13 protein-coding genes and 1 riboswitch are annotated in these 15,459 nt (G+C 66.2%); of the genes, 9 read left to right on the top strand and 4 right to left on the bottom strand.

Going from position 1 to position 15,459, the window contains the following annotated elements; translation table 11 throughout:
* Positions 1 to 129 precede the first annotated feature (129 nt).
* On the top strand, positions 130 to 1,047 hold the full coding sequence (locus OIU93_RS10540) for an SDR family oxidoreductase (RefSeq protein ID WP_264270029.1): 918 nt from the start codon (positions 130 to 132) through the stop codon (positions 1,045 to 1,047).
* A 65-nt stretch (positions 1,048 to 1,112) separates the two neighbouring features.
* Here the strand turns inward: OIU93_RS10540 and OIU93_RS10535 are convergent, their stop codons facing one another.
* Positions 1,113 to 1,847 carry a class I SAM-dependent methyltransferase gene (locus OIU93_RS10535; RefSeq protein ID WP_264270028.1) on the bottom strand — a complete coding sequence of 245 codons (735 nt, stop codon included), beginning with the start codon at positions 1,845 to 1,847 and terminating at the stop codon, positions 1,113 to 1,115.
* Between the two features lie 123 nt (positions 1,848 to 1,970).
* Between OIU93_RS10535 and OIU93_RS10530 the strand changes: the two genes are divergently transcribed.
* From OIU93_RS10530 to OIU93_RS10520, 3 genes are all read left to right on the top strand, one after another.
* Positions 1,971 to 2,519: a GNAT family N-acetyltransferase gene (locus tag OIU93_RS10530; protein WP_264270027.1), complete on the top strand. Its 549-nt coding sequence runs from the start codon at positions 1,971 to 1,973 to the stop codon at positions 2,517 to 2,519.
* Between the two features lie 355 nt (positions 2,520 to 2,874).
* A complete protein-coding gene (locus OIU93_RS10525; RefSeq protein ID WP_264270026.1) occupies positions 2,875 to 3,396 on the top strand; it encodes an NfeD family protein in 522 nt (173 codons plus the stop codon).
* Between the two features lie 2 nt (positions 3,397 to 3,398).
* On the top strand, positions 3,399 to 4,952 hold the full coding sequence (locus tag OIU93_RS10520; RefSeq protein ID WP_264270025.1) for an SPFH domain-containing protein: 1,554 nt from the start codon (positions 3,399 to 3,401) through the stop codon (positions 4,950 to 4,952).
* A gap of 139 nt (positions 4,953 to 5,091) precedes the next feature.
* Here OIU93_RS10520 and fdhA read toward each other — a convergent pair whose 3' ends face one another.
* A complete protein-coding gene (fdhA, locus tag OIU93_RS10515) occupies positions 5,092 to 6,312 on the bottom strand; it encodes a formaldehyde dehydrogenase, glutathione-independent (protein ID WP_264270024.1) in 1,221 nt (406 codons plus the stop codon).
* Between the two features lie 267 nt (positions 6,313 to 6,579).
* Between fdhA and OIU93_RS10510 the strand changes: the two genes are divergently transcribed.
* Positions 6,580 to 7,599, top strand: coding sequence for an RNase H family protein (locus OIU93_RS10510; protein WP_264270023.1), 1,020 nt, complete (start codon positions 6,580 to 6,582; stop codon positions 7,597 to 7,599).
* Positions 7,600 to 7,658: 59 nt separating this feature from the next.
* Positions 7,659 to 8,822 (top strand): serine hydrolase domain-containing protein, encoded by a 1,164-nt coding sequence (locus tag OIU93_RS10505; RefSeq protein ID WP_264270022.1) that lies wholly within the window; start codon positions 7,659 to 7,661, stop codon positions 8,820 to 8,822.
* On the opposite strand, the gene OIU93_RS10500 is transcribed toward OIU93_RS10505, so the two are convergent.
* Complete coding sequence (locus tag OIU93_RS10500; protein ID WP_264270021.1) at positions 8,819 to 9,085, bottom strand: hypothetical protein; 267 nt, start codon at positions 9,083 to 9,085, stop codon at positions 8,819 to 8,821. The genes OIU93_RS10505 and OIU93_RS10500 overlap by 4 nt on opposite strands.
* 120 nt (positions 9,086 to 9,205) lie before the next feature.
* On the opposite strand from OIU93_RS10500, the gene OIU93_RS10495 reads away from it, so the two are divergent.
* The gene (locus OIU93_RS10495) at positions 9,206 to 9,982 is read left to right on the top strand and encodes an SGNH/GDSL hydrolase family protein (RefSeq protein WP_264270020.1); all 777 of its coding nucleotides are present in this window, start codon (positions 9,206 to 9,208) and stop codon (positions 9,980 to 9,982) included.
* A 72-nt stretch (positions 9,983 to 10,054) separates the two neighbouring features.
* Positions 10,055 to 10,777, top strand: a complete 723-nt coding sequence (locus OIU93_RS10490; RefSeq protein WP_264270019.1) for a VIT family protein — start codon at positions 10,055 to 10,057, stop codon at positions 10,775 to 10,777.
* Between the two features lie 96 nt (positions 10,778 to 10,873).
* On the opposite strand, the gene OIU93_RS10485 is transcribed toward OIU93_RS10490, so the two are convergent.
* A complete protein-coding gene (locus OIU93_RS10485) occupies positions 10,874 to 11,551 on the bottom strand; it encodes an NADPH-dependent F420 reductase (protein ID WP_264270018.1) in 678 nt (225 codons plus the stop codon).
* A 773-nt stretch (positions 11,552 to 12,324) separates the two neighbouring features.
* Positions 12,325 to 12,425, top strand: a riboswitch (glycine riboswitch).
* A gap of 178 nt (positions 12,426 to 12,603) precedes the next feature.
* Here OIU93_RS10485 and gcvP point away from each other — a divergent pair.
* The gene (gene gcvP, locus OIU93_RS10480) at positions 12,604 to 15,441 is read left to right on the top strand and encodes an aminomethyl-transferring glycine dehydrogenase (RefSeq protein ID WP_264270017.1); all 2,838 of its coding nucleotides are present in this window, start codon (positions 12,604 to 12,606) and stop codon (positions 15,439 to 15,441) included.
* Positions 15,442 to 15,459: the final 18 nt, after the last annotated feature.

Here is a 15,459-nt window from a genome sequence, read left to right as displayed (position 1 = left end):
ACCGCGTCGCCACGTTCACCAAACACCCCGTCCGATCTCCCGGGCGGGGTCTTTGGCGTATCCAGGGGCCGGAGAATCCATTGCGCCGGACTCTGGCAGTGCCACGTCTGCCGGGGCTAGCGTGGATACATGGACGGAGCATTGACGGGGAAGATCGCGCTGGTTGCCGGGGCGACGCGCGGCGCAGGCCGCGGGACCGCCATTGCCCTGGGCGAGGCGGGGGCCACGGTGTATTGCACGGGCCGCAGCACCCGCGCCGCGCGCAGCGAATACGACCGACCCGAAACCATCGAGGAGACAGCGGAGATGGTCAACGCGGCCGGCGGCCGGGGCATCGCGGTGGCAGTTGACCACCTGGACTCCCACGCGGTGGCGGCGCTGGTGGCACGCATCGATGCCGAGCAGGGCCGGCTGGACGTGTTGGTCAACGACATCTGGGGCGGCGAAAAGCTCATCGGCTGGGACCAACCGATCTGGGAGCACGACCTCGAGGCCGGCCTGCGGATGCTGGAACTCGGTGTGAAGACGCACTTGATTACTGCCCACCACGCGCTGGGGCTGTTGGCCAGGAACCCCGGAGGGCTGGTCGTTGAGGTGACCGATGGGACCCGGGCGTACAACCGGGAACACTATCGGCTCTCCACGTTTTACGATCTGGCGAAGAACGCGCCGCTGCGCATGGCCTTCACGTTGGCGCACGAGTTGAAGCAGCATCGCTGCGCGGCCGTGGCCCTGAGCCCGGGCTGGCTGCGCTCGGAGATGATGCTCGAGGCCTTCGGCGTCACCGAATCGAATTGGCGATCGGCCACGGGCGCGGACGGGCATTTTGCCGCAATCAGCGAATCCCCGCGTTTTGTGGGCCGTGCCGTTGCGGCGCTGGCTGCGGATCCCGACGTCTTTGCGCGCAGCGGAGGATCGTTCTCTTCCGGCGGGCTGGCCCGCGAATACGGTTTCACCGACGTGGACGGCTCGACACCGGATTGCTGGCGGTACATGGTCGAGGTCCAGGACCCCGGGTTGCCCGCGGACGCCTCCGGCTATCGGTGAGAGACAGGGGTGGTGTTCCGGCATTAATCGCGCGGGCAGGGTCGCGGCGGAAAGCCAGGTGTCGTTCAGCGGTGCGCGAGAACGATGAGTTCGGCGGCTCCCCGGCCGACGGGTTCGCCGCTCCAGCCGCCCAGCACGGCATCGACATGCAACCCGGCGGCGAGCAGGTCTCCACGCAGCCTCCACTCGCTGCGGAAGGCAAGCACCGCGTCGTCAAGCTCGCGGGATCCGTCGGCAAAAAGTCGGTGCTCGGTGATCTTCACCAGTCCGGCCTCGTGCGGCGCCGAATCGAGCCACAGGTGCAATTTGGTGCCATCCGGAAGCGTGAACTGGTTTCGCGTGCAGGCCGGCGTCCAGCGTTCCCAGGCCTTCGCCCGGGGATCGCGGGAGTCGAAGACCAACCTGCCGCCGGGGACCAGCACCCGCCGGATGTCGGCCAGCGTCCGGCTCCACTGGTCCTCGTCGATGATGGCCTGGGCCACGTGCGCGGTCATCAGGACTGTATCAAAGGCGGCGTCGGGCCCGAGCGCGGTGGAGGTGCCCTCGACCCACGTCACCGCGTCGGCGCCGGCCTTGGCCCGCGCCGCGGCCAACGAGCCGGGATGCGGATCGATGCCGGTTACCTCGTGCCCGGCTCTGGCCAGCGCAAGGGTCAGCCGTCCGGTGCCGCAACCCAGGTCGAGCACGCGGCTTGCGGGCCGTTCGTTGACAAAGGTGAGGAAGAAATCGTCGTCGGCAGCCCAGCGGTTTTCCGCATCATAGAGATCGGCCCGCTGGGTTGCGCTCAGCAGTGAGCCCATGGATATGAGCCTATGCCCGCCGTCGCGGTTGTGCGGGCTCGAACACGCCGCATCCGGCTGACGGACGCGGCGTGGCAAGGCAGCGGCGCCGCCCATCGGGAACGTCGTGGAATGATGTGCTTCATGGAGATTTCCACGAAGCGCCTAGTCCTGCGCGAATTCTGGGAGGGCGACCTGGATGCGGTCCACGCCTTCGCCGCGGATCCGACGGTGTGCGCCTTTGTCGAATGGGGCCCGAACACCATCGAAGAGACGGCCGCGTTCCTGCGCCAGTGCGGGGCCGAACAGCTGCTGGAGCCGCGGGAAACCATTACCCTGGCGGTGACGCGCGATTCCACGCCCATCGGCTCGATAGCGTTGATGCGTGCGGAATCCGATGTGGCCCGGGGCCCGGAAGAGGCCGAAATTGGCTACGTGCTGCGGGCCGATGCCTGGGGGTACGGCTATGCGGCGGAAGCGGCTGCGGCCATGCTGGAGCTGGCATGGAATGTCTTGGGGATTTCCCGGGTAGTGGCCACCTGCCGACCGGAGAATACCGGTTCGGTGCGGGTGTTGGAGAAGGTGGGCATGCGGTGCGTCGACTACCTGCCCGGACACAAGCGGATCGATGGTGTGGACCGTGATTCGCTGCTTTTCGCAATGCGGTCCCCGCTGCGCTCACCCCACGCCTGAGCCTGGCCGCCCCGGGCGCGGTGCGTGGCCGGATCGACGGCCGGACTGGAGACTGCGTGGGCGCGGAACCCGAGGCCACGGTCGACGTTTCGATTCGTTCTTCGAAGAATCCGTCGGCGAGCACCACGGAGCCAAGCGCAGAGCTGCAGCTGGCGGGTGGCGGCGCTTGCCGCTGGCAAACCGACCCGCACGCGACGCCGCCTACCTGAATCTTTACGGCAAATGGATAGACTATATGTCAGGTGCAGTAATCGAGCTGTATCCCAGGCGGGCATCGATCCATCCCGTGTCGGGATATTTCCACACCTGGGAAAACCCCGGCGCAAAGTGTCTCTGAGTTTGCCGTACAGGAAACATGCTGCGCCATTCGGCCCCGCAAACAACTCACGAAAGAATCCGCATGCTCGCATTCGCAGTGATCGGAGGCGCTGGCCTCCTGCTCCTCATCGTGTCCATGACCCTGGGAGAGCTTGTCGATTTCTTCGACGGAATCATCTCCACCACTGCCGTCGGTGCGGCAGCCACGCTTTTCGGCGCCGCGGGTGCGATTGTGTTGCTCAACAACGGCCCACTCTTTCTGGCCTACAGTGCCGGAGCCCTGCTGGGAGTAATTGGCATCGTCGGCGTAGCGCTGCTTGCCCGAAAGATGGCTCGTATCTCCAACGTCCAGCCGCACGAAGTCATCGGACTTCTTGGCGTAGCCACCACCGACATCACTGACATCGTCGGGAAGGTTCAGCTGGACCACCCCGATGAAATCAATCAGCGCCTCGTATTTTCAAGCAGCCCTATCGAGAAGGGCACACCAATTGCCGTAGTGGCGATTGTTGGAGACCGCATCAGGGTCGCATCCACCTCTGAACTGAACGGATTTTAACCATGGGTTTTGCCGCAAATGGAACCGTCGTCGCCATCGTCGCCATCCTCGCCGTACTTGTTGCACTCGTCTGGTACGCCACCACACGATTAGTCACTGTCGCACCCAACCAGGCAGTGATCCGTGCCGGTAAGGGCGCCAAGGGCCAAGTCCAGATCTTCACCAAGGGCATTGTGCTCTTCCTGCCGATCATCCACCAGAAGTTTGTGATGTCCCTGGAACAGCGCCAGGTGGAACTTGCCGTGGAAGGTGTTGACAAGAACTTCATCACCACCTCGGTGACGGCCAGCCTGAACTTCAAGTTTGACGACTCGGTGGAGGGCATGAGCAAGGCCGTCCAGCGTTTCCTGACACACTCCAAGGAAGACCTGAACGCTTCGGTGACCAAGTCTGCCGAGGGAGTGCTCCGCGGCATCGTTTCGGCGATGTCGGTGGAAGACGCCAACAACAACCGCAAGGAATTCCAGGACCAGTCCCTGGAATCGGCGGTCACCCAGTTCGCCGAACAGGGCATCCAGATCGACGCCTTCAACATCTCCTCGGTCAGCACCCCCTCGCGCACGGTGATCGGCCCGGACAACATGCCGACGACCATCGACTACCTGGAGGAAGTCGGAAAGCCGGGCCTCGAACGGGCCAAGCGTGAAGCACGTGTGGCCACCTCCAAGGCCTTCCAAGAATCGGAAGCCGCACGCATTGAGCAGGAAGGCGCCACCGCCGCCCTGATGCGTGACCTCGCGATTAAGAAGTCCGAGTTTAAGGCCGAGCAGGACCGCGCCGAAGCTATCGCCGATGCCGCCAAGGGGATTGCCAAGGCCGAGCAGGACGTCACGGTTGCCGCCCTCGAGCGCAAGGCATTGACCGAGCAGGCCCTGGTGGAGCAGGAGCGCCTGGATATCGAAGTGCACAAGCCGGCCGACGCCCAGGCCTACAAGATGCGTACTGACGCAGAAGCCAAGCGCGACGCGGACGTCTTCAGTGCCACCGCGCGCGCCAACTCGAAGGCCATTGAGGCGGAAGGCTCCAAGAAGGCGTCCATCGCCGACGCCGAGGCACGCGCCGCGGCAAAGACGGTTGAAGCCGAGGCCTCCAAGAACGCCGAGGTGTTCCAGGCCCAGGGCGAGGCCTCGGCCATCGAGCTAAAGGCCCGGGCGGAAGCCGACGCCGTGCGCGTGCGCGGCGAAGCCGAAGGTGCTTCCATCGCCGCCATTGGTGAGGCAACCGCCAAGGCCGAAGATGCGAAGGCCGTGGCCCTGACCGGCCACACGCAGGCGTCACTGGCGTTCCTTGCAATCAGCGCATTGCCGGAAATCGTCAAGGCCAGCTCGGATGCCGTGTCTGGCATCGACAACTACACGGTGATCAGTTCGGACGGCGCCTCGGATGCGGTCAAGCAGGCCAATCGCATTGTCACCGAGGGGCTTGCCATGATCAAGGGCAGCACCGAGATCGATATCGCCGGAATGCTCTCCGGGCTCCTAGGAACCACTGCGGCGCCCGTCTCTGCCTCGGCTCCGGTCGGGGCATCGGATGAGTTCGTGGCCGAGCGGAACTAACCCACACAGTGAAGCGCCCCGTTCAATGGGACGGGGTGCTTCAGTGTGTGGCGATGCCGCCCGCATAGGCTTCGGGTGAGGCGATGACGGTGCGGGCGGCCGCCGGCGGTCCCGGAAGCCCGCCGGCGTCCGCGGCGGTCTAGTTGGAGAGGTAGCCGTTGGGGTCCAGGACGTACTTGGTGGCGGCGCCGGCATCGAATTCGGCGTAGCCGCGCGGGGCGTCGGCGAGGGAGATCGCCTGGGCGTTGACGGCCTTGGCGATGTGGATCCGATCGTGCAGGATGGCCATCATCAGCTGCCGGTTGTACTTCATCACCGGGCACTGGCCCATGGCGAGGGACAGGGACTTGGCCCAGCCGGTGCCCAGGGAAAGGGAGAGGCTTCCCTTTTTCGCCGCGTCGTCGACGGCTCCAGGGTCGCCGGTGACGTAGAGCCCGGGGATGCCCAGGGAGCCTCCGGCGACGGTGAGGTCCATGAGCGAGTTCAGCACCGTTGCCGGGGCCTCGCGCGCCTCGGCGCCGTGTCCGTGCCCGCGGGCCTCGAAGCCCACGGCATCGATGCCGCAATCCACCTCGCGCACCCCGAGCAGCTGTTCGATCTGGTCCGCCGGGTCCCCGGCGCCGACGTTGATGCCCTCGCAACCGAAGGAGCGGGCCTGGGCCAGGCGGTCCTCGTTCATGTCGCCCACGATGACCACCGCGGCCCCCAGCAGCTGGGCGGACGCGGCGGCGGCGAGCCCGACGGGCCCGGCGCCGGCGACGTAGACGGTGGAGCCGACGGTGACCCCGGCGGTGACCGCGCCGTGGAAGCCGGTGGGCAGGATGTCGGAGAGCATGGTCAGGTCCATGATCTTCTCCAGCGCCTGGTCCCGGTCCGGGAACTTGAGCAGGTTCCAGTCGGCGTAGGGGACCAGCACGTATTCGGCCTGGCCGCCGACCCAGCCGCCCATGTCCACGTAGCCGTAGGCCGATCCGGGCCGATCCGGATTCACGTTCAGGCAGATCCCGGTCTTGGTCTCCTTGCAGTTGCGGCAGCGTCCGCAGGAGATGTTAAAGGGGACCGAGACGATGTCGCCGACCTTGATGAATTCCACGTCCGGGCCGGTCTCGATGACCTCGCCGGTGATTTCGTGCCCCAGGACCAAGCCCGGGGGAGCGGTCGTGCGGCCGCGGACCATGTGCTGGTCCGAGCCGCAGATGTTGGTGGCCACGGTGCGCAAGATGACCCCGTGCGGGACCTTGCGGCCCACGTTGGCGGCGTTCACCCCGGGGCCGGCCTGCAGCTCAAAGGTGGGATACGGGGTGTCGATGACCTCGACGACACCGGGCGACTTGTAGGCGACGGCCTTGTTTTCAGACATGGGCAGCAATACCTTCCGCAGTTTTCGCGTGGCGGACGGGACCCTGGCGACCCGGCGACGGACGGAATGCCCCCGTGCCGGTCAATCCCCGGCGCGGGCGGCTGCACTTCGGTCGTCGCTGGCGGTGGTGCATGGTGCCGCGGTGCCCGGGCCCATCCTTGTCGCCCCAGCCTACGACGCCCCGGCTGACATGGCCATGGTCGCGTCGATGCCCGCCGAAGCGGGCCGATGTGAAAGCGTCGGTGGGCTCGTGGCAGGATTGAAACCATGACGATCACCGCAGCCGCAGACGGATCAGCCCTCGGAAACCCAGGACCCGCAGGATGGGCCTGGTACATCGACGACGACCATTGGCGTGCCGGCGGCTGGGCGCACGGCACCAACAACATGGGCGAGCTCATGGCGGTCCTGGACCTCTTCCGCTCCACCGCCCACCTGCCCGACGAGGACTTGCACATCCTGTGCGACTCGCAGTACGTGATCAACTCGGTGACCAAGTGGATGCCGGGCTGGAAGAAAAAGGGCTGGAAGAAGTCAGACGGCAAGCCGGTGCTGAACCTGGACCTGCTCCAGGAGATCGACGCCGCCATCAAGGGCCGCAAGTACACCTTCGAGTGGGTCAAGGGCCATGCCGGCCACGAGCTCAACGAGGCCGCCGATGTGCGGGCGCGCGACGCGGCGACCGCCTACCAGGCGGGTCGTGAACCCAATGCCGGACCGGGGCTTGAGGGGGTGCCGGGCGCCGGGGAAAATGCCGACCCCGCCGAGGCCGCGTCACCCGAGGCGCCCGGTGTGCTGGTTCTGGAGGACCTTGGCGCCGTGCCGGCACCCGTGGCGACGCCGGACAGCTTGGCTGCCACGGAACCCGCAGAGTCCGCGCCCGTGGCCCCGGTGCCCGAACCGTCCGCCCCGCGAGCCACCGATCCCTCGGCCAGCAGCGCTGCGGAACTGCAGATGGTCTTCGAGCTGGAAAGCGAATTGCTCTCACCTGCGGTGCGAGGTGACCTGGACGAGGTCATGGCGTTCCTGCACCCGGAGTTCCAGGAGATCAGCCGTGACGGTTCGCTGACGGACCGCTCCACCATTATCGCCGCGCTCACCGGCGGTCATGCGCTGCCGGCCGGCGGTGCCCTTCAGGTGCTTGCCGCCACTCCGTGGGGCCAGCACAAGGTGCAGCTGGCGTACCGTCTGTTGGCAGGGGACCAAGTGATCCTCTGTTCATCGTTCTGGCAGCAGGTCGATGAACGCTGGCTGCTGCGTTACCGGCAGGAAACTCCGGCCAGCTGAGTACACGATTGTCACGGTCCGCAACGGGAAACCTCCCGGTAATGGGTAATGTGGTGCGGGTGACTACGCAGACGAACACGATCAACGTCATTGACCAGCGCTTCGCCCCCGTGGCGGACCTGCTGGGCTCCTTCGCCGCCGCCGACCCCGGATATTCCGCGCAACTGGCCATCTACCAGGCCGGAAACCTGGTGCTTGACGCCAGCGTGGGGCAGGACTGCACGCGCGAGACGATGACCGGGGTTTTCTCCTGCTCCAAGGGCGCCGGCGCGCTGGTCATCTCGCTGCTGGTGCAGCAGGGGCTGTTGGACCTCGAAGCCCCCGTGCCCGTGTACTGGCCGGAGTTCGCTGCGGCAGGCAAGGCGGGCATCACCGTGGCCCAGCTGCTGAGCCACCAGGCAGGACTGCCAGGGGTTGAAGGCGGCTTCACCCAGGAGGAACTCGTTGATTCCCGGCTGGCAGCCGGCATCATGGCCGCCGCCGCACCGCTGTGGAACGCACCCGGGATCCACTCCTACCATGCGCTGACCATGGGCGTCTTCATGGAGGAACTTGCCCGTCGCTGCGCGCAGGAGTCCCTGCAGGACATCTTCGAACGCCGCATTCGTGCCCCGCACGACATTGACTTCTACCTGGGTCTGCCCGAGGAGCTGGAGCCGCGCTTCCGCCCGGTGCTCAAGGACAACGCCCTTGAGCCGGCGCCGTTCATCGACCCCTTCTCGGCGTTTGGACTCGCGGTGAACTCGACCGGCGGCTTCGACGGACCCAAGGGGCCGAGCTTCGACATCATCGATGTGCCGAACGAACGAACCATCCGCGAGGCCGGCTTGGCCGCTCTCGGCGGGGTGGGCAACGCCCGCGGCCTGGCCAGGCTCTACGCCGCGGCCACCACGGGGTTCGTGGATGAATCCGGGGACGAGCACGCCCCGTTCCTCACCGCCGAGACCATTGCCGCGGTGAGCCAGGACCGGGTGTACGGGCTGTCCCGGGCCAATGGGATGCCCGGGGCCTTCGGCATCGGGTTCATGAAGGCGCACCCGAACAACGACTTCGGTTCCGCCAGGGCCTTCGGGCACGACGGGGCGAACGCGTCGCTGGGCTATGCGGACCCGGCCTACGGGCTGGCGTTGGGCTACGTCCCGGCGCGTGCCGAGGCCAATGGCACCGGCTCGCGCGGCGGGCAACTCAGTGTGTTGTCGCGCCAGGTGCTGCTCGCCTCCTAGATGATCCCGGAGGATGCCTCGTTGACGTCGTGGCTGCCGCTGATTTCATCAAGCCACGGGATCTGCGCCGGATCGGCCGGCTGCCGGGTGGCCACGAAATGAAACCGGACCTCTTCCTCACGGGATTCCGAGGCCGAATGGCCGCCTTCCGGTGTTCCGGCAACGGGCATGGCTTGCACGAAGCCATCCGGTGGGGAAATCGGGCGGGCTGACTGCCGCCTGTTGGTGGTGTGGGGTGCCGGATGGCGTTGTCTGGTCTTCATGCCTTCCACCGTGCCCCTCCAAGCTAAGCGCCCGCTGTGCCCGGGCTCGGCGCAACCCCGTGAAGCGAGGACACGCGGCACGGGCCGAAGTCGGTCGGCGCGTGCCGCTAGGCTGAAACCGTGGAATTCTCGAAACGATTTGTGGCATTGGGCGACTCCTTCACCGAGGGAATGGGGGATGACGATCCGCTGCGGCCCCACCAGGTGCGCGGTTGGGCCGACCGCGTGGCCGAACAGCTCTGTGCCGACCCGCAGTGGGGGTATGCGAATCTGGCCATCCGAGGCAAGAAGGTCGGCCAGGTCGTCGCCGAACAGCTGCCTGCCGCGCTCGCACTCAAGCCCACGCTTGTCACCTTGTACATGGGCGGGAACGACATCCTGCGCCCTGCGGTGGACATCGACTCGCTGATGGTCGCCTACCGGGATGCGGTGGCGCAACTGGCCGCCACCGGTGCCGCGGTGGTGCTCTTCACCGGTTTTGATTCCAGCGGTTCGGCCATCTTCGAAAAGACCCGCGGCCGTACCGCCATCTACAACGAGGCCGTCCGCGAGATCGCAGATGAATTCGGTGCCGTGATTGCCGACTACTGGCGTTGGCGTGAATTCCGGGACTGGCGCTACTGGTCCACCGACCGCTTGCACATGAACACAGCCGGACACACGCTGATGGCGGCGAAGGTGCTGGGCGTGCTGGAACACGAGGCCCACATCGAGGTGCCCGAGCTCTCGGCACCGACTGCCAAGTCCCGCATCGAAAGGCTGCGCGAGGATGCCGTCTGGGCCAGGGAATACCTGGCACCATGGGTCAAGCGCCGGCTCACCGGGACTTCCTCGGGCGATTCGCTGCGCCCCCGCTACCCCGACTTGGTCTCCCTGGAGGCGGCGTCAGCGCCGTAGGACCTGCCCGTCCCGCCGAATGCGAGGACCCGCCACTGGCCAATGCGACGGCCTGGTGCTTTGCTGGTGTCCATGGACCAGCAGGAGATGCAGCATGAGGGCGAACCCCACGACCAGGGCCTGGCCGAAAGGCTGAATTGGCTGCGAGCCGGGGTGCTCGGCGCCAATGATGGAATCGTCTCGGTGGCAGCGGTCGTGGTCGGCGTCGCCGGTGCCACCACGGCCACGGGTCCGGTGGTGGCTGCCGGTGCCGCCGCTGCGATCGGCGGCGCCATTTCCATGGCGCTGGGAGAGTACGTCTCGGTATCCAGCTCGGCTGACTCGCAGAAGGCGCTCATTGAAAAGGAGCGCCGGGAACTGGCCGAGATGCCTGAGGAAGAACTGGCTGAACTCGCCGGTCTCTACGAGGCCAAGGGGCTGAGCCGCGCAACGGCCCAGCAGGTTGCCCGGGAACTGACCGAGCACGACGTGCTCAAGGCACACCTCGATGTCGAGCTGCAGCTGGACGAGGACGAGGTGCTCAACCCGTGGAATGCCGCAATCGCCTCGGCCATCGCGTTCACGGTGGGTGCGGCATTGCCCTTCGCCACGGCGGTGTTCCTTCCCGTGGGCCTGAGGATTCCGGTGACGTTTGCGGCGGTGCTGCTGGCGCTTGCGGTGACCGGGGCGACGGGCGCGCGGCTGGGCGGGGCCTCGGTGCTGCGGCCCACCCTGCGGGTGCTGATCGGAGGGGCCGCGGCGCTCGCCGTCACGTTCGCCATCGGTTCGTGGCTAGGCGTCTCGGGAATCGTCTAGGCCCGAACACCTGCAACCGAGGCAACGCACGAGGGGACGGAACCGCCGGTGGCGGTTCCGTCCCCTCGAATATCCCGGATTGGGCAGGCGGGGGTCTTAGCCCACGATCGTCAGCGCGGTTCCCCAGTTGAAGTCGGGCAGCGCCGGATTGACCTGCATGGCCATGACCAGCAGCTGGAAGCCCTCGAGCTCGCGGGCGTGGTGCAGGCCACCGACCTCCAACGGGCGCATGCCGGCGGCGATGACGAATGCCGCTACCTCGCTGCGGGCGGATTCCTCGCCGGCAACGAAGACATCAAGCGGCTTGCCGTCGGCGGAGCCGGAAGTCAGCGGACCGGCGAAGGTCGTGTTGAAGGCCTTCACGACGGTGGCGGAGGTCAAGGCGGAGATTTCCTCGGCGGCCGAGCTTCCTGCAGGGGTGGTCAGCGAGTCAAAGGTTGCGAAGTCCACCGGGTTGGTGATGTCGACCAGGATCTTGGAGTCCAGGGCCGAACCCTGGGCGGCGACGTATTCCTTGGCGGCGTCGAAGGGCAGGGCCAAAACGACGATGCGGCCAGCCGGGACTTCGGCGGTATTCCCGCTGGCGATTCCGGTACCGAGCTCGGCGGCAAAGGTGGCTGCGGTCTCGGTGGAGCGGGCCAGGACCTGCAGGCTCTTGCCGGCGGCGATCGAGCGTGTTGCAAGCGCGCGGCCCATGTTGCCGGTGCCGATGATGGTGATGTCGATGTTCATGTCGTTCTTCTTTCCAAAGAGTCGAGCGAGGAAGTTCTTCATGTGATCCTCAAATCCTGTTTGTTGAACCTTCAAGTGATACGGTAGACCCCTAATGGTTGAACTGTCAAGTATTTCAGGATGAATCCGTTGAAAATTGTTTGCGACGCCCGGGTGTGGACCGTGGATGCAGCGGGAAGTGCCCTGCTGAGGTGTGAAAATCTTGAGGATCATGCGCCCGGATGCGAAGGGTTGGAGGCATGGCTGAGAGCGGGGGCTGGAAGGCGTGATCGGAAACCGCGTCCGTCGGAGGGTCGGGATGGTGGGCAAGCACGAGAGTGCGGGGGTTTATGCTGCTGGCCACCCCGCTGTTCATCATTGCTGCCGGGCATTTGGCCGCGCGTGTTGCCATGGACACGAACGCCCGAGCGGCGCGGCTGTGGGCTGATTGCCATCGTGATTTCGTTGGCCGCCGGTGCGGGGCAGCGGTGGGCGTGGTTTCGACGCAGCGCCAGGCGTCCGGCATGGGTGTGGATTGTCGGACTTGGCGCGCGGGCTGTTCCCAATGGCCGGGATCCTTGCCCTGAGCCTGCGATACCCGCTGCTCTCGCATGCCCTTGTCGATGTGGGCAACTTGTCGGTTTCGTCTTCCTCAATCTCTAGGTGCCTCCAGGATCGTGAACTGCCGGGCCAGGGTTCGCCCGGGGTGCAATGTGTGCCCTCGCGCAGGAGTGGCCCGCGTAAAAGACGTGTTGCTTCATCCAGGCATGTCCGTGTTGTCTGGCTCACGCATCGCCGGTAGGATGGTGATCGTGCCTCGAAGGGGGCGCAGCCACTGACATGCGGCGGGAGAGTCCCGTTCAACGAAAGTTGGTCGGGCGCCGTAGGAGCAATTCCTCCCCGGGAAACTCTCAGGCCCCCGTACCGCCGCGAAGAGGCAACTCTGGAAAGTAGCAACACCGCCGTTCGGCGGTGCGGCTCACCGAAGGTGCAAGCGTGCCCCGCCCTCACGGACCGGCGCAACGCGGAAACTCTCAGGTCAAGCAACAGGGTCGGGGAGGAACTTTGCAGCTCGTTCGGTGTGTACGCACGCCGATGACCCAATGGAGTTCCCCATGACCGTGACCCCGTCCGCTGAGTTCGTCGCCCGCCATATTGGCCCGCAGGGCAGCGACATCGACACCATGCTGAGCCAGCTTGGTTATTCTTCCATCGACGAAATCGTCGACACCGCCGTTCCCGCCGACATCCGCCAGAGCGAACCCCTGGACCTGCCGGCCCCACGAACCGAAGCAGAGGTCCTTTCGGACCTGCGCGTGCTGGCAAACAAGAACGTCATGAAGACCCAGATGATCGGGCAGGGTTTCTCCGACACCTTCACGCCGCCGGTGATCCTGCGCAACGTGCTCGAAGACCCGGCCTGGTACACGGCCTACACCCCGTACCAGCCGGAAATCTCCCAGGGTCGCCTCGAGGCGCTCATCAACTTCCAGACCATGGTCATGGACCTGACCGCGATGCCTATCGCCAACGCCTCGATGCTTGACGAAGCCTCCGCCGTCGCCGAGTCCGTGCTGCTGATGCGCCGTGGCAACAAGGCAAAGGGCAACGCCAAGACCGTGCTCGATGCCAACCTCTTCCCGCAGACCATCGCCGTGGTTCAGGGCCGCGCCGAAGCCCTGGGCTTCGAGGTCGAGATCGCGGACCTGTCCAAGGGCCTGCCCGAGGGTGACATCTCCGGCATCGTGCTGCAGCAGCCGGGCAACAACGGCGCCGTGGTTGACCACACCGCCGTCATCGCCGCTGCCAAGGAGCGCGGCGCGATGGTCACCATCGCCGCCGACATCCTGGCACTGACCATGATCACCGCGCCGGGCGAACAGGGTGCCGACATCGCCGTGGGCAACACCCAGCGCTTCGGCGTCCCGCTGTTCTTCGGTGGCCCGCACGCCGCATACCTGGCAGTGCGCACCGGCCTGGAACGCCAGCTGCCCGGCCGTCTGGTCGGCGTGTCCAAGGACGACGCCGGGTTCCCGGCCTACCGTCTGGCGCTGCAGACCCGCGAGCAGCACATCCGCCGCGAGAAGGCCACCTCCAACATCTGCACCGCCCAGGCGCTGCTGGCCATCACGGCCTCGATGTACGCGGTCTACCACGGCCCCGCTGGCCTCAAGCGCATCGCCCAGCGCGTCCACAACCACGCCCGCACCATCGCCACCGTGCTCTCCGGTGCCGGCCTGGAACTGGTTGCCGACTCCTTCTTCGACACCGTGCAGGTGAAGGTCGCCGACTCGGCCGCCATCATCGCCAAGGCCGAGGAAGCCGGCATCAACCTGCGCCGCGTGGATGCCACCACCGTGGGCATCTCCACCGACGAAGCCACCACTTCGGCACACGTTGCGGCCATCGCCGGTGTCTTCGGCGTCACGGGTGAGGACTTCAAGGCAGAGGGCTACGAGCTGCCGGCATCGTTGCAGCGCACCAGCGACTACCTGAGCCACCCGATCTTCAACACCATCAAGTCCGAAACCCAGATGCTGCGCTACCTGCGCAAGCTCTCGGACCGCGACCTGGCCCTGGACCGCACCATGATCCCGCTGGGATCGTGCACCATGAAGCTGAACTCCACCGCCGAAATGGAATCCATTTCCTGGCCGGAATTCGCCTCCATCCACCCGTACGCCCCGGCACACCAGACCGAGGGCTGGCGCGAGCTGATCACCGACCTCGAAGGCCGCCTGACCACCATCACCGGCTACGCGGGCGTCTCCATCCAGCCCAACGCCGGTTCGCAGGGCGAATACGCGGGCCTGCTGGCCATCCGCGGCTACCACCTGTCCAACGGCGATGACCAGCGCACCGTCTGCCTGATCCCTGCCTCCGCGCACGGCACCAACGCCGCCTCCGCCGTGCTGGCCGGCATGAAGGTCATTGTGGTGAAGACCGCAGCCAACGGCACCATCGACGCAGCCGACCTGGACGCGAAGATCGAAGCCAACAAGGACACCCTTGCTGCCATCATGATCACCTACCCGTCCACGCACGGCGTCTACGACGCCGACGTGCGCGAGGTCTGCGACAAGGTCCACGCGGCCGGCGGCCAGGTCTACATCGACGGGGCCAACATGAACGCCCTGGTCGGCCTCGCCCAGCCGGGCAAGTTCGGCGGCGACGTGTCGCACCTGAACCTGCACAAGACCTTCTGCATCCCGCACGGCGGCGGCGGACCGGGCGTGGGCCCGATCGGCGTTGCCGAGCACCTGATCCCGTTCCTGCCGGGCGACCCGTCGGACACCTACTCGATCCGCGACGGCATCCCCGTGGTTGCCACCATGTTCGGCTCCGCCGGCGTACTGCCGATCTCTTGGGCCTACATCGCGATGATGGGCGGCGAAGGCCTGACCGACGCCACCAAGATCGCAATTCTCTCGGCGAACTACATTGCCAGCCGCTTGAACGAGTACTTCCCGATCCTGTTCACCGGCAACAAGGGCCTGGTCGCACACGAGTGCATCCTGGACCTGCGCGAGCTGACCAACAAGACCGGCGTCACCGCCGAGGACGTGGCCAAGCGCCTGATCGACTTCGGCTTCCACGCCCCGACCCTGTCCTTCCCGGTCGCCGGCACCCTGATGGTGGAGCCGACCGAGTCCGAGGACCTGGTCGAGATCGAACGCTTCATCGAGGCCATGATCGCGATCCACGCCGAGATGCAGCAGGTGCTCGCCGGCGACTTCTCCCTCGAGGAATCCCCGCTGCGCAACGCCCCGCACACCGTGGCCGCCGTGGTCAACACCGCCTGGAACCGCAAGTACACCGTTGAGCAGGCAGCCTTCCCGGTGCATGCCCTGCGCATGGACAAGTACTTCCCGGCCGTGGGACGCATCGACGGAGCAGGTGGCGACCGCAACCTGATCTGCTCCTGCCCCCCGCCGGAAGCCTTCGAAAACTAATTCCGACACTCATTTTTG

The organism is Paeniglutamicibacter sp. ZC-3 (genome assembly GCF_025847175.2).
Lineage (GTDB): Bacteria > Actinomycetota > Actinomycetes > Actinomycetales > Micrococcaceae > Paeniglutamicibacter > Paeniglutamicibacter sulfureus.
This window is presented reverse-complemented; position numbering and strand designations above follow the sequence as displayed.